Consider the following 23,239-nt stretch of genomic DNA (forward strand, 5'->3'; position numbering starts at 1 on the left):
GGTGGTGGAGGTGGTGTGCTCACCCGGCTCGGCGGACGCCCCCGGGGCTCAGGCGTAGAACCGGTAGAGCCCGCGTGCGACGACCGCCGGTTTGGTCCCACCCTCGATCTCGATGGTCTGGTCGACGGCGATCTGGTAGCCGCCGCGCACCTCGACGACCTCGACGACGGTCGCCCGCATGCGCACCCGCGCCCCGACCACGACCGGGGCGGGGAACCGCACCTTGTCGAGGCCGTAGTTGACCTTCGTGGTCACGCCCTTGACCTCCAACAGCTCCGTCCAGAACGGGACGGCGAGGGAGAGGGTGAGGAAGCCGTGCGCGACCGGGGCGCCGAACGGGCCGGTCCTGGCCCGTTCGGGATCGACGTGGATCCACTGGTGGTCGTCCGTGGCGTCGGCGAACAGGTCCACCTGGTCCTGGGTGACCGTGCGGTACTCGGTGTGCCCGAGATCGGTGCCGGCGAAGTCGCCCAGCCGCTCGTAGGTGATTGTCGTCGTCATGGCGTTTCCTCTCGTCGTCACCGGGCGAGGCCCAGCAGGCGGGCCGCGTTGTCCTTGAGGATTCCCGGGAGCACGTCCGGCTTGAGGTCGGTCGTCTGCACGTCGCGCAGCCACCGGTCGGGGGTGAGCAGGGGGTAGTCGGTGCCGAAGAGCACCCGTCGCTTCAACACCGAGTTGGCGTAGCGCACCAACTCCGCCGGGAAGTACTTCGGGCTCCAGCCGGACAGGTCGATCCAGGTGTTGTGCTTGTGCGTGGCGACCGACAACGCCTCGTCCTGCCAGGGCACCGACGGATGGGCCATGATGATCTGCAGGTCGGGGAAGTCCGCCGCGATCGGGTCGAGCAGGATCGGATTGGACAGGCCGAGCCGCAGGCCGTAGCCGCCGGGGGTGCCCGCGCCGATGCCGGTCTGCCCGGTGTGGAACAACGCCGGGACGCCCGCGCGTTCGAGCAGGCCCCACAGCGGTGCGTACTCGTCGTGGCTCGGGTCGAAACCCTGCACGGTGGGGTGGAACTTGAAGCCGCGTACACCCTCGTCCTCGATCAGCCGGGTGGCGAGGTCGAGGGCCGCCTCCCCGGTGCGCGGATCGACCGAGCCGAACGGGATGAGCACGTCGGCGTGCTCGGCCGCCGCGCGGGCGATGTCGGCGCTCGACAGCGGCTGGTGCCTCAGCTGGGTACGCGCGTCCACCGTGAAGACGACCGCCGCCATGCGCCGCTCGCGGTAGTACCGCGCCACCTCACCGACCGCCGGTCGTGGGCCGTCCGTCCGGAAGTACGCCGACGCCGCCGCCACGAGAGGTTCCGGCAGTGAGCCGTGGCCGTGGTCGTCGACCTCGATGTGCACGTGCATGTCGATCGCCGTCACCGTGTCGAGGTCGATCGCGGGCTGGTACATGGGGTCAACCTTCGTCGGGCGGGTCAGGACGCCGCGGGCTCGAACTCCTCCGGGAGTTTCGGGAAGCGTTCGCCGACGCTCTGCGCCGCGCCGGCGAACGTCGTCGGCCAGGCGTCCACCAGCGCGTCGTACGTCCAGCCGCCCTCGCGGTACGCGGTCAACGCCGCCTCCGGGTGCGTCCAGATCTGCAGGCGGTCCCCACCGACGCCGATCACCTGCCCGGTCACCGAGGCCGCCGCGTCGGAGCCGAGGAACGCGACGAGCCCGGCCACGTCGTCCGCCGTGCCGAACCCCAGATCGTGTCGGAAGAACGCGGGCATCGGCTCACCGTTCGCCTCGGCCCGTACCGCCGCCGCGAAGTAGGGGACGGTGGCGGTCATCGCGGTCGCGGCGACCGGGACGACGGTATTGGCGGTGATACCGGCCCGTTCGAGTTCCAGCGCCCAGGTGCGGACCATGCCGACGATGCCGGCCTTGGCCGCCGCGTAGTTGGTCTGGCCGAAGGTGCCCCGCTGCCCGGTGGGTGACCCGACGCAGATGATCCGCCCGCCCGCACCGGCCTGCCGCATGTGCTGCACCGCCTCGCGCACGGTGGTGAAGGTGCCACGCAGGTGCACGTTGATGACGGTGTCGAAGTCGTCGTCACTCATCTTCCACAGCACGGTGTCGCGCAGGACGCCCGCGTTGGTGACGAGGATGTCCAGGCGCCCGAACTGCCCGACGGCGGTGCTGACGAGTTCTTTCGCGGTCTCGGTCGGACCGACGGGTGCGACGACCGCGACGGCCCGGCCGCCGGACGCCTGGATCGCCGTCACCGCGTCGGCCGTGGCGTCGGCGTCGACGTCGTTGACCACGACAGCCGCGCCGCGCCGCGCCAACTCGAGCGCGTAGGCGAGGCCCAGACCGCGCCCGGCCCCGGTGACGATGGCGACTTTGCCGTCCAGTGACATGAGCGCTCCCTGCCGTCGATGGTGGACCTCCGGGTACCACGCGCACCGGCAACGTAATGCAGAATTTGATCGGGCGTCAACGATCTGCAGTCTTTCCCAGTGCCCGGGAGAGCGCCCGGCCCGCCGCCCGCACCAGCGGGGCCAGCGCCACCGGGTCCGCCCGGTCGTGGGCGACCACCAGGGAGATCGCCGCCACCACACCCTCCGGTACGCGGATCGGCGCGGCCACCGAGAGGGCGTCCATCGTGACCTGGCGGTCGCTGACCGCGTACCCGACCCGGCGTACCTCGGCGAGGCGGCGGCGCAGCCGCCTCGGGTCGGTGACGGTCATCTCGGTGTACCGCTCCAACGGCGCGGCCAGCACCTGCTCCTGCACGTCGACCGGCGCGTGGGCGAGCAGCACCAGCCCGACTCCGGTGGCGTGCAACGCGAAGCGGCCGCCGACCCGGGTGAGCACGGGCACCGCGTGCCGCCCGGAGATCCGTTCGATGAAGACGAGTTCGAGGTCCTGCCGGACGGCGAGTTGGACGTTCTCGTGGGTTACCTCGTACAGGTCCTCCATGACCGGTAGCGCGAGCTCGCGCAACCCCAGCCCTCTCGGTGCGAGCGAACCCACCTCCCACAGGCGCAGGCCGATCCGGTACCGCCCGTCGTCGCCGCGCTCCAGCGCCCCCCACGCGACCAACTCCGCGGCCCGTCTGTGCACAGTGGGCACCGGCAACCCGGAGCGCCGGGCCAGCTCGCTCAGGGTCAGCGCCGGGGTGGTCGGGCTGAACGCGTCGAGCATCGCCAGCACCTTGCTCGTCACCGACCGTCCCGGTTGCGCGCGCACTCCGCCATCATCCCCGCCCGCGCCGGTCGGTCACAGCTCCAGCACGAGTCGGGGCGTACGGGCCCGGGACACGCAGATCATCATGGTGTCCCCGGCAGCCCGTTCCTGGGCGGTGAGCAGGCTGTCGCGGTGATCCGGCACCCCGTCGAGCACCGGCGTCTCACAGGTGCCGCAGGTGCCCTCCCGGCAGGACGAGAGGACCGACACGCCGGCCTCCTCGACCGCCTGCAGGATCGGCGTGCCCGGCGGCACGGTGACCGTCCGCCCGGAGAGCACCAGCTCGACCTCGATGGTCGTCTCCTGCCCGCCGGGGGCGGCCGACGGCGTGAAGCGCTCGACGTGCAGTCGACCGGGCGGCCAGCCACGGCATTGCTCCTCGACCGCCGTGAGCAGTGGTTCCGGTCCGCAGCAGTAGACCAACCCGTCGGTCGGCCGACCCAGCAACCCGGTCAGGTCGAGCAACCCGGTCTCGTCCTGCGGACACAGGCTCACCCGGTCGCCGTACCTCTCCCGCAGGGTGGTGGCGAAGGCCATGGTGGCGCGGCTGCGGCCCCCGTACACCAGCCGCCAGTCGGCGCCCGCGGCGTCGGCGGCGGCGACCATCGGGACGATGGGTGTGATGCCGATGCCACCGGCGACGAAGAGGTATCGCCGTGCCGCGACCAGCCGGAAGGTGTTGCGGGGCCCGCGCACCCGGACGGTCGCGCCGACGGTGAGCCGCTCATGCGCCAGCCGGGAGCCGCCGCGCCCGTCCGGTTCGCGCTGCACGGCGATGCGCAGGATCGACCGGTCCGCCGGGTCGCCGCAGAGCGAGTACTGGCGGGTCAGCCCGGTGCCCAACTCCAGGTCGATGTGCGCGCCCGGCATCCAGTCGGGCAGGTCACCACCGTCCGGCCGACCCAGGCTGATCGCGACGACCTCCGCCGCCACCTGCTCCCGGCGGGTGACCACCAGCTCCACGCCGGCCGACTCGTCCACCGTCACGCCGGCATCGCCAGCCGGGTCGGCGGTTCGGACGAGGGCACGGCCGCGCCCTGGTGGCCCTGCGGGTGGGCGAGCAGCCACTCCCACAGCTCGATCGGCTCCTCGGCGAGACGCTCCGCGCCGCAGTGACAGCTCCCCCGCAGGATGTCGGTGCCCGGCAACCAGTGGACCCGGTAGAGCCGCTCCCCGGCCCGGTCGCTCACCGCGGCGCTCCCACCGTCCCCGACCCGACCAGGCGGGCCAACAGCCGCCGGGCGGCCAGGCCCCCGGTGTCGATGTTGATGCTCAACTCCTGGTAGCGGTCCGGCTCAGCGGCGATCACCTTCTCCAGGATGTCGAGCGCCGTCACGTCCTGCATCACCACCGTGTGGTTGCTGTCGTGCAGGTACTCGCTGACCGACTCGTCGTCGACGGCGAAGTCGCGCGCCACGGCCCAGAAGTCGTAGGTGGTGTGCTCGGTCGACGGGGTGATCGCGTACACGATCTCGGCGTGGAAGGCCTTGTCGTCCGCACCCTCGGCCGGCGGATAGACGCCCTGCGGCGCTATCCGGCTGTGCAGGAGGTAGAGACAGGGCGGGTGGTACTCGATGTCCTGCCACCGGGTGATCCGACCCTGGATCCCGGTCGAGCGCGCGTAGAACGGTGGACACGCGGCGTCGTCCATGTGCCGGCTGACGTAGACGATGCCCCGGTCCTCGTCCACGGTGGTGGTGATCGGGGTGTCGGCCACCTCCGGCGTGCCGATGTAGCCGCCGTGCAGGTACGTCTCATGGGACAGGTCCATCAGGTTGTCCACCAGCAGGCCGTACCGCGCGTTCAACGGGGCCATGCCCCGCACCACGGCGTAGCGGGGGTCCGCCAGCCAGGGCGCGCGGGGAATCGTCGTCGGGTCGGCCCGGTCCAGGTCACCGATCCAGACCCAGACGAAGGAGTCCTGTTCCACCACCGGGAACGAGACGACCCGGGCGGTGCGCGGGATGCGCTGCTGACCGGGTACGAAGACGCACGCGCCGGTCGGGTCGTAGGTGAAGCCGTGGTAGCCGCAGACGATAGTGTCGCCGTCGAGCCGGCTCCCCGACAGCGGGAAGCGCCGGTGCACGCACCGGTCGGCGAGGGCGACCGCCTGTCCGGCGCCGGTGCGGTACAGCACCATCGGCTCGCCGAGCACCGTACGGGCCAGCAGGTCCCGACCGACCTCAGCGGCGTAGGCCGCCACATACCACTGGTTACGAGCGAATGCCATGCGATCGACCCTCCAGCCAGACGAACGTCGATGGAGTCGAATCATCCCGCGCGCCCTCCGCAGCGGAGGCCGAAGCTTTCACTGAGTGAAAACCTCGGCGTTCCGTGGGTGGCTGCCGTGCCGTCGGCGCGGCAGCCACACCCACGTCACCTGTTCTGCTTCTCCTGGCACGGGACGCAGAAGCGGGCATGCGGGAGCACGTCGAGCCGCTCGGCCGGGATGCTCTCGTGGCACCTCTCGCAGAGGCCGTAGGTGCCGTCGCTGATCCGGCCGAGCGCACCGGTGGTCAGGCCGGCGGGCAGGCGTCCGCCGGGCTCAGGCCGGACACCGCGTTCAGGTCGATGGTCCGCTCACCGTGTGGGGTCTTGAGGACGAGCGTGCCGGCACCCACCCGGACGACGGTGCCGCAGACGGTCTCGCCGGTCACGACCACCCGCACCCGCTGCGCTTCCTTGGCCGGCCCGTACCAGGTGACCGCCACCGCGGCGATCAGCAGAGCCGAGCACGCCGCGAACGCCCCGATGCCATCGCGCAGAGCCCGCTGGGCACGGACGGCCTCGTCGTGGTCGGCGGCGATCCGGGACCGCACCACGGCGCGTTCGACCAGCTCGGGCAGCCCGTGCGCCGCGCGCAGCAGCCGCATCGCCGCGTACGCGCCGGCCAGCAGGGAGGCCAACAGGAGCACCCCGACGAGGACGGCCCAGGGACTCGCCAACCCGCTGATGTCCGCGCGGCCCTTGACGAGGCTGAAACCGAGCACCCCGGCGAGCAGGGCGCCGAGCCCGTTGCGCCAGGCGAGGGCGGCGGTCCGTACGCGTGGGAGTTCCTCGCGGTAGAGGCGCTGGAGCGCCTGGGCGTTCTGCCGGCCGGGTCGACGGGTCGGCGCGGGCCCGGTCACGAGCCCAGCGGCAGGTCCCAGAACGCCCCACAGCCGAGGTAGTCGACCGGGCGTCCTGGATGGTCCTGCTCACACGTACAGCACATCTCCTCGACCCGTCGGGCCACGGTCGGGTCGGGGGCCTTCCGCGCTCGCCATCCTTTGACCACGCTCGTGGTTATCAGGTATTCCATGGCGTGCCCGCAGCGCGGGCACGGCCCGCTGAGCACGACCGTGCCGTCGGCGGTGGTCTCCCGCAGGAAGGCCGAGGCGGCCTGCCCGAAGTCGTCCTCACTGGCTTCGAGGTAACGCATGTCGGTCTCCTCGGCAGTCGACAAGGAGTTTCCCTTCACGGCCCGGTGTGGGTGAACGGTGTCCAGACACTCGGCTGGTCGGCGGCGGTGTCGCGAAGTGCGCGCGTCGCCCGGTGCAACGCGTGGGCGCTGCGGTGCGGATACAGGCGTCCGTCGCTGATTATCTCCTCGTAGAGCGCGCGGAACAACCGGGTGGTGTGGTCGCTGTCGTACACCGACCACAGGGTGCCGATGACGTGCCGGTATCCGGTGTAGTGCAGCGCGGCCGAGAGGCTTATCGCCTCGTCGAGCAGATTGACGCCGCCGGTGGCGGTCTTGCAGGCGGAGAGCCCGACGAAGTCCGCGTGATACTGCCCGGCGGCGATGTCGGTGACCGTCAGCGTGCCGTCGGCCAGCACCAGGTCGCCGCGGGACGGATCGCGGAGATCCTGGATGCCGTGGCAGCTGAAGTGCGCCCACCGGTGACCCACGAGCTGCGCACGGATCGCGTCACGCGTCGCGGCCGAGCCGGTCAGCTCGGTGAGCCGGTCGGCGGGGAGCAGCTCCGCCAGGGTCGCCAGCTCGTCCGCCACCCCGCCGAGCGGCGACTGCCCTTCGGCGTCGCTGACGCCGACCGCCAGCATGCGGTGTGCGGCGGGGGTGGGGGCGAGCGGGCGGCGTGCCTCGCGCAGAGCGCGCAGCGTCGGCGTGTAGGACGACACGACCCGATCGATGACGGTACGCCCGGGTCGGTCGCCGGAGGTGTGATGCCCGGCCGCGTGCAGCGGCAACAGCGTCATCGGACCGGTGGGACACCACCAGATCCTCGGCCACCGTGCTCCGGACGGCGGTGTCTCGCGCAGACCCAGCTCGTCGAGCACCGGGCCGGCCGCGACATCCCAGAGCCAGGCGAGCAGATCGGTGAGCATCGCCTCCGTCGCCCTCAGCGCCGTCGACATCGTCCGCTCGGCCCGCTGCACCGCTTGACGTCCTCTCATGCCGCCGCCGGGCCGGTGCTCGCGGAGCGCGTCGAGGTCGCCGGCGGCCCGCTCGGCGTCGCGAAGGGTGCCCAGGTAGCTGTTGGTCCAGTCGGCCGCGCTCTGCGCGGTCAGCTCGGGCAACGGTAGCGACGTCACGCCGGTGTGCCGGACGATGAACGCGTCACAGCGCCATCGGCTGACGTTGACGACGACCACCGGTCCCTCCGTGGGCGGAGGCAGCAGCGTGTCCAGGTCGGGAGGTTCGAGGAAGTCGGCGAGGTCGGGCAGTTCGCGCACCTCGTCGACGAGCCGGTCCCACTCGCGCGCCAGGGCCATTCGCCGGTCGGTGGCGGACGTGGTGTCGTGCCAGGGCTGGACCATCTGCTGCGGCACCGTCCCGTGGGTCGGATGAACGATACGGCTCACCAGCGTAGTGATTCCAGCAGCGAAGATTGAGCGGCAGAACCGCCGACAACATGACACCGGAGGGTGCGAGTGTCCGACGTCGAGCGACTCCTGGCGGCGGTTCGCAGCCGCGTTCACGCCTTCGACCTCGGTGACCCTGCTCAGGTGCTCGACGAGGAGGCGTTGTCCGAGGTGGATCGCCTGCTGCGCGATGCCGACCCGGCGACCCGGTTCGAGGTGGTCCGTGCGGCGGCCTGGTTGCACTGGTGCCGCTACCTCGCCCTGCCGGCGGACGGCGAGCAGCCGGACCTCCGCCGGGCGATCGAGCTGTTCCTGCAGGTCGCCCGCGTCGACCTGCGGGCCCTGCCCGGGCCGCTGTTGCGGAGGATGCTGGGCACCGACGACGTCGCCGACTCCGCGCCGAAGGCGAGGACCACCCGTGACCTGATCCGGCAGGCACGGCGTACCGGCGACCCGGTGGTGTTGGAGGAGGCGCTCAGGCAGGTCATCGAGGGTGCGCGCGACTCCGACCCGGCCGCCGCGCCCCTGGCGGATCTCGACGAGGCCATCCTGGTGGGCAGGGAGACGATCGGCGTCATCGCGCACGATCACCCGTACCGGTCCTTGGTCATCGGCCGGCTGGCGAGCGCCATCCAGGTCCGGTACCGGCGGACGGGCCTGACCGCAGACCTTGACGACGCCATCGCCTTCGGCCGGATGGGGCTGCCCGCGAGCATGTCCCCCTCGTCGTACGTCATCCACCTGGCGAACCTGGCGGGCGCGCTGGTGCACCGGTACGACCTGGCCGGGGTCAGGGCGGATCTCGACGAGGCCATCACGCTGAGCCGTCGGTCGGTGGCCCATCAGCCGGAGGGCCACCCCGACGCGGCTGCCCTCTGGAACCTCCTCAGCGGGGCGTTGTGCCGCCGCGCCCAGCGTGACGGCGACGCCGCCGACCTCGACGAGGCCGTCGAGATGTGCCGGCGGGCGGTCGCGGCGGCCGCCCACCCGGCGATGTACCTGTCCAACCTGGGCGGGCAGCTACGGCTGCGGTACGCCCGGCGCCGCAGCGACGGCGACCTCGACGAGTCCGTCGACGTCGGGCGGCGGGCGTTGGCGGCCGGCCCGACGAATGCTCCCGACCGCGCCGGGTACCTGATGAACCTCGCCGGGGCGCTGCGGCTGCATGCCGCCGGGGCGGGCGGTGACGCCACCCTTGACGAGGCGGTCACGCTGGCCCGGCAGGCGGTCGCGGCGACAGCCGTCGAGAGCCCCGAGCGTGCCGACCGGTTGACTCTGCTCGGCACCGTCCTGCACGACCGGTACGAGTCGTCCGGCGACGACGCCGACGTCGGCGACGCGGTGGACGCCTGGTCCGCGGCGCGGGCCTCGGTCACCGCCCCGGCGGCGATGCGGCTCCGAGCGGCCATCCGCGCCGCGCGAGCCGTCGCCGAACGGGACGGCCCGTCCGCCGCCGTCGACGCGTACGGCGCGGCGGTGGGGCTGCTGCCGTTGCTCGCCTGGCGCGGCATCGACCCCGACGACCAGCAGTTCCTGATCGAGTCGCACGCCGCCGGCCTCGCCTGTGACGCCGCTGCCAGCGCCGCCGGCACCGGCGCCGTCAGCGTGGGCATCGAACTGCTCGAACAGGGGCGCGCCGTCGCGTGGTCCCAGATGCTGGACCTTCGTGGCGACCTCTCGTCCGTCCACCGGGCCTCGCCGGATCTGGCCGAACGCCTCGTCGTCTGCCGCCGGGCACTCGAGCAGCCATTCCACACCGCGCGCGGCGTAGGGCGGTGACGGCGACGGCCCATCCGTCGCCGTCCACGAGCGGTTCAGCTCCGGATGGAGAAGGTGGCGACGACCCCGTTGTGGTCGGACTTCGTGCCGCCGACGATGTCGTATCCGGTCATCCACATGAGCTGGTATTCCGGCAGCCGCTTCCAGAAGTAGACGTAGTCGATGTGCCGGTTGCCGTGCGTCCCGGTGCCCTTCTCGCCGTAGAGGTTGTAGGTGGAGCGCAGGTTCGGCAGCTCGTTGGCCTCGAAGACCTTCCACGGGAACTTCGCGTACCCGTAGCTCCGGTCGGCGCTGAAGTCCACGTTGAGGTCGCCGCTGACGATGACCTGACCCTCGGCCTGCTTGGCGACCGCCAGGTCCCTGAGGTTCTGGAACTGCGCCTCGGCGCACCTGGTGCGCGGCAGGTCCTCCGGTCGGCCGGCGGCCTCGATGCCCGCCACGGCGTGGGCGTTGATGTGGGTCACGGCTCGGCCGCTGGCCTTGTGCCGGTACCTGACCCAGTTGTCGTACCGCGCGGGCGGCACCTCACCCGGACCGTTGGTGTCACAGACGAAGACCGAACCCTTGTCGAGTACGTCGAACATGCTCTTCTTGGCGATCAGCGCCTCACCGGCCTGGTTGGTCCCACCCGGCGCGTACAGCCACCAGCCGTTGGTCGCGGCCCAGTTCTCCAGGAAAGCCTTGCGGTTGCCGACCTCGTTGAGGCCGACGACGTCCGCCGTCGACGCGATCAGGTTCAGGTCGTGGACGAAGTCCGCCTGGCTCAGACCGTTGTAGATGTTCAGGGTCGCCGCCCTGAAGGCCACGGTCGCCGCGGCCGCCGGTGCGGCCGGTAGCAGGGCCGCCACCAGCGTCACCGCAGTCGTCAGAGCCCCCAGGGCCCGAGCGGACCAGACTGTCGTCTTGCGCATCGACTCTCCTTCGCACCCGGACCGCCGTCGATGGCGGCCCGACGCACCCTATCGATCCGAATCGACGCGACATCGAACAGCAGGGAACAGGAGATCGACGGGACCGCGCCGACCGGCCTGGTCACCCGTCCCCTGAGATGGCGAGCCGCCCCGGGCGGCGTCGACACCCGGGGCGGTGACCGGCGGTCGCCGGCTGTGGAACGTGACGATCGACGTCAGCAGCCGAGCCGTTTGGTCGAGAGAGCGATGTCGTCGATCCACAGGTCGAACGCGCCGGGTGTGGTCCCGCCCTGGTAGAGCTGCCAGCCGACCTTCACGGTGTCGACCGTCGGCAGGACGAAGGGCACGTCGTTGCCTCCGTGGTCGGTGGTGGAGGCGGTCAGTTCCGGGTTCGCCACGCCGTCGATCCACACCGCGACGCGGTTGTCGGTCGGGTCGAGTCTCCACTCGAAGCACTGCCAGGTGTCCTCGGTGACCGGGGCGGACTCCCGCCAGTTGGTCCAGTCCCCGGTCGGGCCGCCGTCGGCACCCACACCCCAGAAGATCCCGGGGACGGTGGGCGCGTACTGGCCGCCGATCGGGCGGACGACTTCGGAACTGCCCGTGCCGGTCGCCTCGACGAGCGTGAAGTGCGCCCAGTCGGGGGCGGTGGGGAAGGCGTCGACACGCAGTCGCATCCGGCCGTAGAAGCGGTTACCGGGAGCGGCGAAGTCGTCGACGCGCAGGAACGCGCGCCCGTTGTCGACGGTGTGGATGTGCAGCACCTGGTTGCCGCGTCGGCCACGCTCCACGGTGAGCGTGCCGTTGCGGGTGTCGACGCCCCAGTCCAACGTGCTGGCACCGCCCGGAGGGAGCCGCTCGAAGTCTTCGCAGAAGAGCAGGCCACGGGTGGCGCACGAGCGGTGGGAGGCACCCGACGCGCCCGCCGGGACACTGCCGGCGGTCGTGCCGAGGATCAGGGCGGCGGTGAACACCGCAAGGTAACGGCGCATGGTCATCCTTCGTGAGATCGGATCCCTGCCGAGCGGGCAGGAACGGGAACCGTTCTTCCGAACACGGCGCTCGCTGCCCGCCTCGTCACCGGTGGACGCGCCGGCCCGACGCATCGGACGTTCCGGCGGGACGGAGGTCGTGGCGGGTCACGTACGGCGGACGCCTGCCCGTCTTCGTGGAGATGGCCCGGCGATGCCGCGTACGCCGCCGACGTGGCGGGTTTCCGGCACCGCTCTGCTCCCGTGTCGGCCGTTGCCCAGCACGGTTGCCCCCGTGCTGCGGCCCGGGTCATTCCAGCACACCGGCAACCACCCCGGCAATATCGACTCTTGTCGCTGCTCGACGATTCCTGCCGGAGCCCGCCCCGGCGGGCGTCCGCCTCGGGCGCACCGACGGACACCCCGGCGGGGTTTGCCCGCGTCCAGGCCGGGGCAGTGATCAGCCCGACGAGAATTCGGTGGGAGGACAACGACAATGGAAATCGCTGGCTTCTTCAGCGCGATCATCATCGGCCTGATCATCGGCGTGCTGGGACGCCTGATCCTGCCGGGTAAGCAGAACCTGTCATTCCTGGTGACGCTCGCCGTCGGCGTTGTCGCCGCGATCGTCGGCACGCTGGTCGCCGGGGCTCTCGGCGTGGACGACACCGCAGGGATCGACTGGATCGAACTGGGCCTGCAGCTCGCCTTCGCCGTGGCCGGCGTCGCGATCCTCGACCGCACCTACGGCCGCCGCACGCACTAGCGATCACCGCCGCCGCGGGCCCGTCCACACCGCCTGGACGGGCCCGCTTCGCGCTGTCCGCGACCTGTGACCTGCGAACCGGGAAGGACTTGACGCGCCGACATCCATCACGCATCGTCAATCAAACATCGATGAACTCAGATGTCTCGACACGGGGGGAACTGATGAAGGGCTTCATCACCACCGTCTCGGCTGCGGCCCTGCTACTCCTGACCACGGGCAGCGCGTCGCAGGGCCGACCAGCAGCCGACGCGCCCTGCGCCGGGCAGATCCACGCCAACCCCGGGTTCGAGCGCGGCACCACCGACTGGACCGCCGGCCCCCGGATCGTCGTGTTCGGCGACACGACCCGACCCGCGCACACCGGCCGCGCGTACGCCACCTTCGCCGGGCTGGACGTGACGCGCAGCGACCTGCTGCGCACCACCGTCACGGTGCCTGCCGACTGCGACCTGACCGTCCGCTTCTGGGTGCGCACGACCACCACGGAGACCAGCCGCGGGGATTACCTGAACGTCGGACTGGCCGTCACCGGGACACCCCCGAAGACGCGGTTCTCGCTGGCCTTCGACGGCGGGGCGCAGTGGCGGCAATACACCATGTCGAGCGGCACGGCGACCACCGAGCGCACCGCGACGGTCAGCTTCCTCGCCAGCGAGACGGCCGGCAACGGCGTCACGACCTTCGACGTGGACGACGTGACCTTCGCGTTGGGCTGACCACCGGGCGGCCGCAGCGACGGCGGTGGCCGGCGCCGGGGCCGCACCGGTTCGGGCGGGGCCGCCGTCCGGTGCACGCCGGCACGTGTCCGGCCGGGCCGGCGGAGTGCGGGTGACCGCACCACACCGGCCCGACCGTTTCAGGAGGCGTTCGCTAGGGCCACCTCAGAGGGTGAACACGAGTGTGGAGATGCTGCGAGCGCCCACGTTGATGGTGGCCTGCCCTCCGTTGACGCTCGTCGGTTGGCTGGCCGCGTTGGCGTTCTGCGAGGTGAGGTAGTGCTCGGCCCGGGTGACGTTCTGCGGGGCCTGGACGACGGCGTTGGTGACCGCGCTGTTCGAGCGGTTGAGGATGACCAGGGTGATCTTCCCGTCGCCCTGGTAGGCGGTGACCTCCAGCGGGGACGCCTTGGAGCTCTTGGTCAGGGCGACGCGTTGGTAGCCGGGGCGTACGTACTTGGCGTACTGGGAGAAGGCGTACCCCCGCTTGAGCGGCGCTCCCGCGACGGTGCCGTACGCGGACTCGCCGTCGCCGATGAAGGAGTAGTAGCGCTTGCCGTACCACCAGATGTAGGCGCTCCAGTCGGCCTCCATCGACTTGTGCACGGTGCGCATGATGTCGTCGAGGGTCTCGTTCCAGACCGCCGTGTTGGCGGGGTTGCCCCAGATGTTGGAGCCCCCGCCGTCGGCGGCGTGCAGGTTCCACTCGGTCATCCAGACCGGCTTGTCGTGCTGCTGGGCGAGGGAGTAGGGCCGTAGCCGGCCGGCGTCCTCGGTGCCGTACAGGTGCCCGCCGATGTAGCCGATGTTGTTGCGGGCGGTCGAGTCGTTCAGGGTCGGGTCGGTGAAGTTGTAGTTCAGGTTCACCGCCTCGGCGACCATCAGCTTGGTGTTCTGCACCTTCGCGCCCTGGTCGCGGACGAAGGTGCGCAGCTCGGTGCCGCTCCAGTCCATCGAGTCGTAGTCCGGGTGCCAGTCCGGCTCGTTCTGCACCGAGGTCACGTCGATCGTCACGCCCTGGCCGCGCATGTACTGCACGTAGCTGTTCAGGTGGTTGGCGTAGTCGTCGTAGTAGTCGGTCCGCAGCTTCCCGCCGTTGACCCGGCTGTTGTTGGTCTTCCATGCCGCCGGCGCGGTCCACGGCGACGCGAGGATCTTCACGTTCGACCCGGAGGACTTCGCGGTCTTCAACGAGTTCACATGCGTCGCCCACTCGCTCGACACCGGCGACAGACCGGTCCGCACGATGGACAGTCCCAACTGGTTGGCGCCCATCCCGACCAGGGTCTGCGTCTCGGCCGTCGACCAGGCGCTACCCCAGATGGACTGCGCCGCCCCGAACCCGTCGACGGTCTGGTATCTGGTCGCGCTGTTCACCGTGATGTCCGCCGGCCCGTTCGGCGGCGGGGTCGTCGGCGGCGGAGTGGTGGGGGTCGTGTCGCCGGTGCAGGCCACCCCGTTCAACGCGAAGCTGGTCGGCGCGGGGTTGCTGCCGGTCCACGAGCCGTTGAAACCGAACGACGCCGTGCCGTTGGTGGCGATGCCCCCGTTGTAACCGACGTTCCTCGCGGTCACCGCCGCACCGCTCTGGGTCACCGTCGCGTTCCACGCCTGCGTGACCGTCTGACCGGCGCTATAGGACCAGGTCAGGCTCCAACCGGAGATCGCGTCGCCGAGGTTGGTGATGGTCACGTTGGCCCCGAAGCCGCCCTGCCACTGCGACGACACCGCGTAATCCACCGAACAGCCGGCGGCCGCGGCGCCGGCCGGCACCGCCGTGGCCACCGCCGTCGACGCCAGCAGGACGGCCCCCACCGACGTCAGGGCCGTTGTGGTCTTTCTCGGTCTTCTCATCGACATTCTCCTGAGATGCTGGGGCCGCCCGGGTCGACAGGCGGAGACAGGTGAGGGACGGTGTCACCGGGGTGCCCTTGGCGGTGCGGCCGAACGTCGTGGACGCGCCCACGGCGGAGCCCCGGCAGTGGATGGTGATGACCGCGGGCAACCGATGCCCTGATCGGGTCAGCCGCGTCGGTCATCGTCAGCGCTCCCAGGTGCGGCCCGTCGCACCTCGGCGCCGACGTCATCGGCGTCTCGCCGGCGCCCGTGCTCCCGGACGACGCGCCAGCCAACCCACATCGACTTTCGTAGATGCCCAGCGACCCGTCAAGGCGCGCCGACGATGTTTCGCGAAAGTCAGGACGCTGCGGTGGTGCCACGGCCGCCCGGCGACGCCGACGGGTCACCCCCCGAGATCGGGTCGGCCCCTCAGCTGCCGTCGCGAGGTGACGCCGAGCTTGCGGAAGATGTTGCGCAGGTGGGTGTCCACGGTGCGTGGGCTGATGAACAACTGGGCGGCCACCTCGTTGGACGTCGCGCCGGAGGCGACCAGACGGCCGATGTGCAGCTCCTGGATCGTCAGCTGGTCGTACGTGTGTGGGGACCGCTGACGTGGCCGCTCCCCGGTGGCGCGCAGCTCGACGGCGGCCCGCCGGGCGAAGGCGCCCATTCCGGCATCCGACAGCATGCGGTGCGCGATGCGCAGGTGTTCTCGGCAGTCCCGTCGGCGGCCCTCGCGCCGCAACCACTCCCCGTACACGAGATGGGCCCTGGCCCGGTACGCCGACAAGGGGCTCCGCTCCAGGTGCGCGACGGCGGCCCGGTACTGCTCCTCCGAGCCGGTCACCAGGCCGCGGGCGTACGCCGCGATGCCCAGGCCGGTCTCGGTTCCGCTGGCGTCGGCGCGGTCGACGAGCGACTCCAGCGCCACCGCGGCGGCGTCGGGGTCACCGCAGCGGACCGCCGCCTCGATCAGTTCCGGCAGGGAGAAGCTGGCGAGGAAGAGAGCGCCGTCCGTGACGGCCCGCCGGGCGGCGGCCAGCGCGGCCGGGTAGTCGGCGAGACCGTTGTACAGCACCGCGGACGCCCAGTCGATGTTGCCGATGAGGAGACCGCTGCCGCTGGTCGTGGCCGCGGCCAGGGCGCTCTCGAACAGCGCCAGCGCCTCGGTGCGGCGACCACGCACGGCCGCCAGGTGGATCCGGTGGTAGAGCATCGGCGACCCGCCGGTCGCGTCGGCGATCGCCTCCTCCTCGGCGATCGACGCCGCCGCCAGGCCGAGGTCGGCGGTGAGCGCGCCGTACGAGCCGTTCTGCGCGAGCCCGAGCCGCAGCAACAGTGGCGACCCGGACTCACGGCCGGTCCGCATCAGCCACTCGACGATCGCCGAATACCGGTGCGGATCCCAGGTCTCCGCCGCGAGCATCAGGGCGAGGGCGGGATGCTCGGTCCACCCCGGACCGTCGGGGGCGTCGAGAACCTGCCGGATCAGCGGGACCGCGCGGCCGTATCCCGCCGTCTTGAGCGCTTCCAGCGCATCCAGTACGTCCGGCGGACGTGCGACGGTCACCGGTATCGACCGTACGGCGGCCAGCACCAGGTCCTGCACGCCGCTCGCCCGACCGACGAGGAGGCTCGACTCGATCGCGTCCACGAAGCACCTGCGGGCCCGCTCCGGGTCCAGCCCGGCCAGCCGTCTCCCCGCGCGGATCATGAATTCCGGGCCGCTCACGTCCCGGTCGCTCTGGAAGGCGATCCGCCCACGCACCACGTCGGCGTGCGCGAGCTGGAACTCGTCGAGCGCGGTGTGCTCGATCGCCCGGACCAGCGCCGCGGCCCGCTCGGGACGGCCCGCGACGAGGGTGGCCTCCGCCGCGACGAGCGTTCGTTCGATCCGGCGGTCGGGATCCCGGGACAGCTCGGCCGCCCGTTCCAGGAATGCCGCCGCGGCCACCACGCCACCGCGTGCCTGGGCGCGGGTGGCGGATCGTACGAGTTCGGCGGCCACGTCGTCGTCGGGGCCCACGCTGGCCTGGGCGCGGTGCCACGCCCGCCGGTCCGGGTCGGTGCCGGCGTCCGTCGCCTCGGCCAGCGCCCGGTGCGCCTGCTGTCGTTCGGGCTCCGATGCGGCCCGATAGACCGCGGAGCGGGCCAGCGGGTGGCAGAAGTGGATGCCGATGGCGAACTCGACCAGCCCGGTCGCGGCAGCGCTGGCGCTGGCGGTCGACACGTCGACGCCCGACAGTCGCGCGGCCGCCCACAACAGGGTGGGGTCGCCGGTCGGATCGGCGCTCGCCACGGTCAGCAGGAGACGGGCCTCGTCCGGCAGATTCGACAGCCGGGCCTGGAAGCTGCGCTCGATCCGGGTCGACACCGGCGCGGTGCCCGACGGCCCGAAGCCGCCCGCCGTGGGCAGTTCGAGCAACGCCAACGGGTTTCCCCGAGCCTCGGCCAGCAGGCGGCCGAGCACCTGCTCGTCGAGGAGCAGGTGCCGTCGGGCCGCGAGCAGGCTCCGCGCGTCGGCGTCGCTCAACCCACCGACGTCGAGGCCCGGCAGCGCGTGCAGTTCGTCCGGGGCGGGCATCCGCAGCGCGAACAGCATGGCGATGGGCTCGGCGGCCACCCGCCGGCCGACGAACGCCAGCGCCTTCGACGACGCCGTGTCCAGCCAGTGGGCGTCGTCGACAACGCACAGCAGGGGATGCGCCCGGGCCGCCACGGTCAGCAGACTCAGGGTCGCCACGCCGATGTGGAACAGGTCGGGCGTGCCCGCCGTGAGCCCGAAGGCGACCCGGAGCGCGTCGGCGTGCCGGACGGGCAGATCCGCCAGGTGATCCAGCACCGGCACACACAGTTGGTGCAGCGCGCCGAAGGGCAGCTCCCGCTCGAACTCCGCGCCGGACGCCTGGATGACACGTGCGTCGGACGCCGCGTCGCGGGCGTACGCCAGCAGGGTGCTCTTGCCGATGCCGGCCTCGCCGCGCACCACCAGCGCACCGCCCCGACCCGCTCGCGCACCCTGGATCAGTTCGTCGAGGACCTTGCGCTCGACGTCCCTGCCGACGAGTGGGCCCGGGGGAACAGCGGCGGATCGCACGCCGGACAGGCTACCCGTGTCCGGGGGCCGGCAGAGACGCCCGGAACCGCACTGTCGTCGCGCCCGGCACGGCCCGTCCGAGGTCTGTCAGATGACCCGATGTACGTCCCCGACGAGCCGAGCGACCGCACGGGCGACTACGCAATTACCACCGACGCGACGCCGAGCCCCGCTGACGGATGGTCTACCCGTCACGAATACGACGTGCTCCAGCAGACGGGGAAAGCACATGATCACCCAGACCGACGTCGCCACCGCCGCCACGGCACCGACCCGCTGGCAGGATCGGACCGGGCGCATCCTGATGGCGATCACGGCAGCGGCCACCCTGGTGCCGTTCGTCGAGGGCCTCACCCGCCTCGGTGACCTCCCCGAAGACCAGATCCTGACCGAATACTGGCGGACCTGCGCCTACCTCGTCTTCGCCGGCATGTGGGCCCTGCTGGCGGTCGCGCCCCGCAAGCAGCGCGGCATGTGGGAGCTCCTGCTGCTCCACAAGATCGCGGTCACCGTCCAGGCGGCGTTCATCCTCGATGTTCCGCACGCGCCACTCACCCTGATCGCCGACGGGCTCGTCTCGCTGACCACCATCGCCGGCTACGTGCTGTGCCGGGGCTGGTACACCTGGCGTCGCGGGGCGCTGGGCCCCGACGACAACCGCTGACCCTGCCGGCCGTGGTGGCGGTCCTGCCGTCCGACGCCGACACGATCGCACACCCGCGACGACCCGACCAGTAGCCGAGATCCTCCGGAGGATTGCCGTCATGCCCAACGCCGTCACCACGAGTACGACCGAGGTAGTCCTACCCGGCGTGGTCGAGCCGACCGGGCTGGAGGTGCGCACCCGCGAGCTGCCCGCGCCGGCGGCGGGACAGGTCGTCCTGCGGATGGAGGCGACCGGTGTGTCGTTCGCCGAGCAGCAGATGCGCCGGGGCAAGTACTACGACCAGCCGCCGTTCCCCTTCGTACCCGGATATGACCTGGTCGGCACCGTCACGGCCGTCGGGCCCGGCGTGGACACCGGCCTGGTCGGACGCCGGTTCGCCGCGGTGACGAAGATCGGCGCATGGGCCACCCGGGTGCTGATCGAGGCCGCCGACCTGGTCCCGGTGCCGGACGGGGTGTCCCCCGCCGCGGCGGAGACCGTGGTGGTCAACGGCATCACCGCCTGGCAGATGCTGCACCGGCTGGCCAAGGTCCGTTCCGGGGGCGTCATCGTCGTGCTGGGCGCGAACGGCGGCGTCGGCTCCACGCTCGTCCAACTGGCCCGGCACTCCGGGATCAGCGTGATCGGCACGGCGTCGCAGCGGCACCACGACGCGGTCCGCGAGTTGGGCGCCACCCCCGTCGACTACCGCGACCCGGGCATGTACGACCGGATCAGGGAGTTGGCACCGAACGGCGTGGACGCGGTGTTCGACCACGTCGGCGGCCCCGGCGTGGAGCGGTCCTGGCAGTTGCTGCGCAGGGGCGGCACGCTGGTGTCCTACGGCACGGCGGCGACGAAGGACGAGGAGGGCGACTCGCGGCTGCCGGTGCTGAAGCTCTTCGCGCAGTTGAAGCTCTGGCACACCCTGCCCAACCACCGCAGCGCCTACTTCTACAACTTCTGGGCCGGCCACCGCCGCCTGGGAACCTTCCGGCGCACCCTGGCCGAGGACCTGACCCAGGTGTTCGGACTGCTCGCCGACGGTGTGCTCGACCCGCAGATCGCCGCTCAGATCCCACTGGCCGAGGCCGCGTCGGCGCTGGCGCTCGCCGAATCCCGCACCGTCGCCGGCAAGGTCATCCTGGTGCCCTGATCACACCTCGACGGGTGATACCACCGCGTCACGGCGCACTGGTCGACGCGTCAACGGGGCACTGCCGGCCGCTCGGGAGGTTTGCCTCTGGCGCGCATCATGTCGGCGGTGGCGATACCGGCCAGCACGACCACGGCGGCGACGGCGACGGTCAGCGGCGGCACGAAGGTCATGGTGGGCGCGATCCCGGCGAGTACGAGTGCGCCGATCACCCGGGAACGGGAGACCCGGGCGAACACCGCGTGTTCCACCAGGGCACGCCCGAACAGGAACAGGATCGGACCGCCGAGGATGGCGACGGTCCAGGCCGTCTCGGTGTGCCCGAACGGGTGCCTGATCACGATCTCGTAGCCGACGGCGACCGCGACGACGCCCGTGATCATGAGGACGTGCGCGATGAACGCCTCCCGGATGAGGCGGGATGGTTCGCGGGCGGCGGCGAGCGCCTCGGGCAACAGTTGGCCCGCCTTGTAGACGTAGACACGGAACAGCAGCACCGTGGTGGCGAACGCGACGGCGAAGGCCGCGACGGCGCCGGCCCCCCGGAACGAGGTGTCGCTGTAGGCCGAACCGGTCGTCAGGATGAGTTCGCCGAGCCCGATGATGAAGAACTGTCGGTAACGCTCGGAGATGTACTCCGCGGAGACCGGCCACTGCTGCGGGGTGGCGAGGGTCCACGGGGCGGGGTAGAAGAGCAGCAGCGCCGTGCCGTCGATGGCGACGGCGAGCGCCCACAGCAGCCCGCGCGCCGGGTCCGGCAGGATCGCGCCGGCGATCCACGGCACGGCGGACAACGAGAACCAGAGCAGCACCCCTGCCGCTCGGCGCTGCGCCTCGTGACCGTGCAGCGCCGGCACGATGACGAGACCACGAATGAGGTGCACCGCGATGTACGCGCCGGCGAACACCAGGCCGGCGTCGCCGAACGCCCGGGGCACGGCCACCGCCATCATCATGGCACCGAGCATGGCCACGTAGACCAGCACCTGAAGCTGTGGCGCCTTCGCGTCGTAGATGTCGGTCACCCACGCCGTGACGAACCAGAGAATGAGGAAGGCCAGCAGCAACAGCAGTGTCTCGCCGGCCTCGACGACGACCGCTCGCCGCTCGGTGAGGTCCTCCACCAGCCGGTGGGAGACCCGGTTCAGGGCGAAGACGAACACCAGGTCGAAGAACAGCTCCAGCAGGCTCGGCCGCTCCGGTTGCCCCGGCTTACGAAGCAGCGCTGCCGCTCTTGTTGACATCCGGCCGCCCGATTCCGCCCGCTTCGTTCCCCCTCCGGGAATTGATACCACGCCCGGCAGGCCGTCGAGGCCGTTACCGGGACGACGGTGATCGCAGGTGGTGGGACAGCGGACCACGCGACAGGGTGGCAGAACGTGAATCTCACCTGACCCGAAGATTCTCCCCCTAGGTTCGATGCGCAGGAGGCCGCCGAACCGGGGAGAGACGTGGACAGCTATCCGGCGATCGAGGATCACGGGCTCATCGGCGACCTGCAGACCGCGGCGCTGGTGACCTGTGACGGAACGGTCGACTGGTTCTGCGCGCCCCGCTTCGACTCACCGAGCATCTTCGCGGCGCTGCTCGACAAGGACAAGGGCGGCTACTTCCGGATCGCGCCGTGCGACGTCCGGTACGTCACCAAACAGCTCTACCTGCCCGGCACCCCCATCCTGATCACCCGGTTCATCAGCGCGGACGGCGTGGCCGAGGTGATGGACTTCATGCCGGTCACCGGCGAGCGGGCCACCGACACGCACCGCCTGGTCCGTCTCGTCACCATGGTGCGCGGCAGCATGCGTTTCAAGGTCGAGTGCCGACCCCGGTTCGACTACGCCCGCGAAGAGCACCAGTTGGAGACCCGCCGCCACGGCTACGTCTTCCGCAGCCGGTCGGCGAACCTGACGTTCAACCCCGTCGACCCGGTCCGGCACCTGATCGCCGAACGCGGCGACGTCCGCCTCGAAGACGGCGACCTGGTCGCGTACGGCACCCTGAACCAGGGCGACACCGGCGGGGTGGTCCTGGAGACGGGAGACGCCGACCCGCGGATCTTCTCGCCCGAAGAGGTCCAAGGGATGTTCGAGTGGACCCGGGACTACTGGCGGCGCTGGCTCGAACGCTCGCGCTACACCGGCCGTTGGCGGGAGATGGTGGAGCGCTCCGCCATCACGCTGAAACTCATGACGTACGCCCCGACCGGCGCGATGATCGCCGCACCCACCGCCGCGCTGCCCGAACTGGTGGGCGGAACCCGTAACTGGGACTACCGCTACACCTGGGTGCGGGACACGTCGTTCTCGGTGCACGCACTGCTCGGCCTCGGCTTCACCGAGGAGGTCAGCCGGTACATGGACTGGCTGGACGAGCGGATCCGCGAAGCCGGAGACCTCCAGGACCCCCTGAAGATCATGTACCGGGTGGACGGCTCCTCCGACCTGCACGAGGAGACCCTCGGCCACCTGGAGGGCTACCGTGGCTCGCGACCGGTGCGGATCGGCAACGGTGCCGCCGACCAACTCCAGCTCGACATCCACGGCGAGGCGCTCTACGCCATGCATCTCGCCGACGAACAGGGCATCCGGGTCTCCCACCAGGTGTGGAAGAGCACCGTGCGGCTCGTCGACTGGCTCTGCCGGCACTGGGACCGGGCCGACGCCGGCATCTGGGAGAGTCGCCACCACCCGCGCAACTACACCTTCGGCCGGGTGATGTCGTGGGTCGCGCTGGACCGGGCCGTCCGCCTGGCCACCCGTACCGGCCGGCCCGGAGACGTCACCAGTTGGACCGAGCAACGCAACCGCATCTACAACCAGGTCATGGAACGCGGGTACGACCGGGGTCGCGGAACCTTCGTGCAGGCGTACGGCGAGAGCGTGCTGGACGCGGCGTTGCTGGCCATGCCGGCCGTCGGTTTCGTCACGCCGAGCGACCCCCTGTGGCAGTCGACGTTGGCCGCGATCGAGCGCGAACTCGTCTCCGACAGCCTGGTCCACCGGTACGACCCGGTCCACTCCCCCGACGGCCTCCCCGGCCACGAGGGCACCTTCAACATGTGCACCTTCTGGTACGTCGAGGCGCTGGCCCGCTCCGGTCGCCTGGACGACGCCCGACTCACGTTCGAGAAGATGTTCACCTTCAGCAACCACCTGGGTCTGTACGCCGAGGAGATCGCCGCGACCGGTGAACAGATCGGCAACTATCCGCAGGCGTTCAGCCACCTGTCGCTGATCAACTCGGCGCTGACCCTCAACGACCTGCTCGACGCCGAGGCCGACGCCCGACGCCGCCGATAGCCCGGGCACGCCTGAGCGCGTACGCCAGCCGCGTCGCGACCTCGGCGGAGGGTGAGCCGCCCGCCCACGCC

The 23,239-nt window shown here is 71.2% G+C and carries 22 protein-coding genes; 6 read left to right on the forward strand and 16 right to left on the reverse strand.

The window, feature by feature from the left end; all coding sequences use genetic code 11:
* Window positions 1–48: 48 nt before the first annotated feature.
* From O7617_RS32080 to O7617_RS32130, 11 genes are all read right to left on the reverse strand, one after another.
* A complete protein-coding gene (locus O7617_RS32080) occupies window positions 49–501 on the reverse strand; it encodes a MaoC family dehydratase (protein ID WP_282260309.1) in 453 nt (150 codons plus the stop codon).
* Window positions 502–518: 17 nt separating this feature from the next.
* Window positions 519–1,400, reverse strand: coding sequence for an amidohydrolase family protein (locus O7617_RS32085; RefSeq protein WP_282260311.1), 882 nt, complete (start codon window positions 1,398–1,400; stop codon window positions 519–521).
* A 23-nt stretch (window positions 1,401–1,423) separates the two neighbouring features.
* Entirely contained in the window at window positions 1,424–2,350 is a 927-nt protein-coding gene (locus O7617_RS32090) for an SDR family NAD(P)-dependent oxidoreductase (protein ID WP_282260312.1), read from the reverse strand.
* Window positions 2,351–2,426: 76 nt separating this feature from the next.
* Window positions 2,427–3,158 carry an IclR family transcriptional regulator gene (locus tag O7617_RS32095; protein WP_282260313.1) on the reverse strand — a complete coding sequence of 244 codons (732 nt, stop codon included), beginning with the start codon at window positions 3,156–3,158 and terminating at the stop codon, window positions 2,427–2,429.
* A 54-nt stretch (window positions 3,159–3,212) separates the two neighbouring features.
* Complete coding sequence (locus O7617_RS32100) at window positions 3,213–4,166, reverse strand: PDR/VanB family oxidoreductase (RefSeq protein ID WP_348774160.1); 954 nt, start codon at window positions 4,164–4,166, stop codon at window positions 3,213–3,215.
* Window positions 4,163–4,369: a hypothetical protein gene (locus O7617_RS32105; protein ID WP_282260315.1), complete on the reverse strand. Its 207-nt coding sequence runs from the start codon at window positions 4,367–4,369 to the stop codon at window positions 4,163–4,165. The genes O7617_RS32100 and O7617_RS32105 overlap by 4 nt, the downstream gene beginning before the upstream one ends.
* Window positions 4,366–5,409 carry an aromatic ring-hydroxylating dioxygenase subunit alpha gene (locus O7617_RS32110; RefSeq protein ID WP_282260317.1) on the reverse strand — a complete coding sequence of 348 codons (1,044 nt, stop codon included), beginning with the start codon at window positions 5,407–5,409 and terminating at the stop codon, window positions 4,366–4,368. Before O7617_RS32110 ends, O7617_RS32105 begins: the two co-directional genes overlap by 4 nt.
* 146 nt (window positions 5,410–5,555) lie before the next feature.
* The gene (locus tag O7617_RS32115) at window positions 5,556–5,711 is read right to left on the reverse strand and encodes a TraR/DksA C4-type zinc finger protein (RefSeq protein WP_348774208.1); all 156 of its coding nucleotides are present in this window, start codon (window positions 5,709–5,711) and stop codon (window positions 5,556–5,558) included.
* On the reverse strand, window positions 5,696–6,307 hold the full coding sequence (locus O7617_RS32120; protein ID WP_282260319.1) for a hypothetical protein: 612 nt from the start codon (window positions 6,305–6,307) through the stop codon (window positions 5,696–5,698). Before O7617_RS32120 ends, O7617_RS32115 begins: the two co-directional genes overlap by 16 nt.
* Window positions 6,304–6,600 carry a hypothetical protein gene (locus O7617_RS32125; RefSeq protein ID WP_282260320.1) on the reverse strand — a complete coding sequence of 99 codons (297 nt, stop codon included), beginning with the start codon at window positions 6,598–6,600 and terminating at the stop codon, window positions 6,304–6,306. Before O7617_RS32125 ends, O7617_RS32120 begins: the two co-directional genes overlap by 4 nt.
* 35 nt (window positions 6,601–6,635) lie before the next feature.
* Window positions 6,636–7,985 (reverse strand): CHAT domain-containing protein, encoded by a 1,350-nt coding sequence (locus O7617_RS32130; RefSeq protein ID WP_282260321.1) that lies wholly within the window; start codon window positions 7,983–7,985, stop codon window positions 6,636–6,638.
* A gap of 69 nt (window positions 7,986–8,054) precedes the next feature.
* Here O7617_RS32130 and O7617_RS32135 point away from each other — a divergent pair, with 69 nt between their 5' ends.
* A complete protein-coding gene (locus O7617_RS32135) occupies window positions 8,055–9,764 on the forward strand; it encodes a hypothetical protein (RefSeq protein WP_282260322.1) in 1,710 nt (569 codons plus the stop codon).
* 35 nt (window positions 9,765–9,799) lie between these two features.
* Here the strand turns inward: O7617_RS32135 and O7617_RS32140 are convergent, their stop codons facing one another.
* Window positions 9,800–10,675 carry an endonuclease/exonuclease/phosphatase family protein gene (locus O7617_RS32140; RefSeq protein ID WP_282260325.1) on the reverse strand — a complete coding sequence of 292 codons (876 nt, stop codon included), beginning with the start codon at window positions 10,673–10,675 and terminating at the stop codon, window positions 9,800–9,802.
* Between the two features lie 215 nt (window positions 10,676–10,890).
* Window positions 10,891–11,667, reverse strand: a complete 777-nt coding sequence (locus O7617_RS32145) for a hypothetical protein (RefSeq protein WP_282260327.1) — start codon at window positions 11,665–11,667, stop codon at window positions 10,891–10,893.
* A 475-nt stretch (window positions 11,668–12,142) separates the two neighbouring features.
* Here O7617_RS32145 and O7617_RS32150 point away from each other — a divergent pair, with 475 nt between their 5' ends.
* Window positions 12,143–12,412 carry a GlsB/YeaQ/YmgE family stress response membrane protein gene (locus tag O7617_RS32150; protein ID WP_282260328.1) on the forward strand — a complete coding sequence of 90 codons (270 nt, stop codon included), beginning with the start codon at window positions 12,143–12,145 and terminating at the stop codon, window positions 12,410–12,412.
* A 164-nt stretch (window positions 12,413–12,576) separates the two neighbouring features.
* Window positions 12,577–13,131 (forward strand): hypothetical protein, encoded by a 555-nt coding sequence (locus tag O7617_RS32155; RefSeq protein ID WP_282260331.1) that lies wholly within the window; start codon window positions 12,577–12,579, stop codon window positions 13,129–13,131.
* Between the two features lie 165 nt (window positions 13,132–13,296).
* On the opposite strand, the gene O7617_RS32160 is transcribed toward O7617_RS32155, so the two are convergent.
* Both O7617_RS32160 and O7617_RS32165 read right to left on the reverse strand, forming a co-directional pair.
* On the reverse strand, window positions 13,297–14,985 hold the full coding sequence (locus tag O7617_RS32160; RefSeq protein WP_282260334.1) for a cellulose binding domain-containing protein: 1,689 nt from the start codon (window positions 14,983–14,985) through the stop codon (window positions 13,297–13,299).
* A gap of 388 nt (window positions 14,986–15,373) precedes the next feature.
* Complete coding sequence (locus O7617_RS32165) at window positions 15,374–18,067, reverse strand: LuxR family transcriptional regulator (RefSeq protein ID WP_282260337.1); 2,694 nt, start codon at window positions 18,065–18,067, stop codon at window positions 15,374–15,376.
* Between the two features lie 229 nt (window positions 18,068–18,296).
* Between O7617_RS32165 and O7617_RS32170 the strand changes: the two genes are divergently transcribed.
* Window positions 18,297–18,731, forward strand: a complete 435-nt coding sequence (locus O7617_RS32170; protein ID WP_282260338.1) for a hypothetical protein — start codon at window positions 18,297–18,299, stop codon at window positions 18,729–18,731.
* Window positions 18,732–18,831: 100 nt separating this feature from the next.
* Window positions 18,832–19,869 carry a medium chain dehydrogenase/reductase family protein gene (locus O7617_RS32175; protein WP_282260340.1) on the forward strand — a complete coding sequence of 346 codons (1,038 nt, stop codon included), beginning with the start codon at window positions 18,832–18,834 and terminating at the stop codon, window positions 19,867–19,869.
* Window positions 19,870–19,919: 50 nt separating this feature from the next.
* Here the strand turns inward: O7617_RS32175 and O7617_RS32180 are convergent, their stop codons facing one another.
* A complete protein-coding gene (locus O7617_RS32180) occupies window positions 19,920–21,113 on the reverse strand; it encodes a low temperature requirement protein A (protein ID WP_282260342.1) in 1,194 nt (397 codons plus the stop codon).
* A 207-nt stretch (window positions 21,114–21,320) separates the two neighbouring features.
* Here O7617_RS32180 and O7617_RS32185 point away from each other — a divergent pair, with 207 nt between their 5' ends.
* Window positions 21,321–23,168, forward strand: coding sequence for a glycoside hydrolase family 15 protein (locus O7617_RS32185; RefSeq protein WP_282260343.1), 1,848 nt, complete (start codon window positions 21,321–21,323; stop codon window positions 23,166–23,168).
* Window positions 23,169–23,239: the final 71 nt, after the last annotated feature.

The organism is Micromonospora sp. WMMD1155 (genome assembly GCF_029581275.1).
Taxonomy (GTDB): domain Bacteria; phylum Actinomycetota; class Actinomycetes; order Mycobacteriales; family Micromonosporaceae; genus Micromonospora.

What these genes read in the sequence shown, in the direction of transcription:
- O7617_RS32140 (WP_282260325.1), bottom strand. Translation starts at nt 10,675, where the DNA reads ATGCGCAAGACGACAGTCTGGTCCGCTCGGGCCCTGGGGGCTCTGACG.
- O7617_RS32150 (WP_282260328.1), top strand. Translation starts at nt 12,143, where the DNA reads ATGGAAATCGCTGGCTTCTTCAGCGCGATCATCATCGGCCTGATCATC.
- O7617_RS32085 (WP_282260311.1), bottom strand. Translation starts at nt 1,400, where the DNA reads ATGTACCAGCCCGCGATCGACCTCGACACGGTGACGGCGATCGACATG.
- O7617_RS32145 (WP_282260327.1), bottom strand. Translation starts at nt 11,667, where the DNA reads ATGCGCCGTTACCTTGCGGTGTTCACCGCCGCCCTGATCCTCGGCACG.
- O7617_RS32170 (WP_282260338.1), top strand. Translation starts at nt 18,297, where the DNA reads ATGATCACCCAGACCGACGTCGCCACCGCCGCCACGGCACCGACCCGC.
- O7617_RS32080 (WP_282260309.1), bottom strand. Translation starts at nt 501, where the DNA reads ATGACGACGACAATCACCTACGAGCGGCTGGGCGACTTCGCCGGCACC.
- O7617_RS32180 (WP_282260342.1), bottom strand. Translation starts at nt 21,113, where the DNA reads ATGTCAACAAGAGCGGCAGCGCTGCTTCGTAAGCCGGGGCAACCGGAG.
- O7617_RS32090 (WP_282260312.1), bottom strand. Translation starts at nt 2,350, where the DNA reads ATGTCACTGGACGGCAAAGTCGCCATCGTCACCGGGGCCGGGCGCGGT.
- O7617_RS32110 (WP_282260317.1), bottom strand. Translation starts at nt 5,409, where the DNA reads ATGGCATTCGCTCGTAACCAGTGGTATGTGGCGGCCTACGCCGCTGAG.
- O7617_RS32160 (WP_282260334.1), bottom strand. Translation starts at nt 14,985, where the DNA reads ATGAGAAGACCGAGAAAGACCACAACGGCCCTGACGTCGGTGGGGGCC.
- O7617_RS32155 (WP_282260331.1), top strand. Translation starts at nt 12,577, where the DNA reads ATGAAGGGCTTCATCACCACCGTCTCGGCTGCGGCCCTGCTACTCCTG.
- O7617_RS32125 (WP_282260320.1), bottom strand. Translation starts at nt 6,600, where the DNA reads ATGCGTTACCTCGAAGCCAGTGAGGACGACTTCGGGCAGGCCGCCTCG.
- O7617_RS32175 (WP_282260340.1), top strand. Translation starts at nt 18,832, where the DNA reads ATGCCCAACGCCGTCACCACGAGTACGACCGAGGTAGTCCTACCCGGC.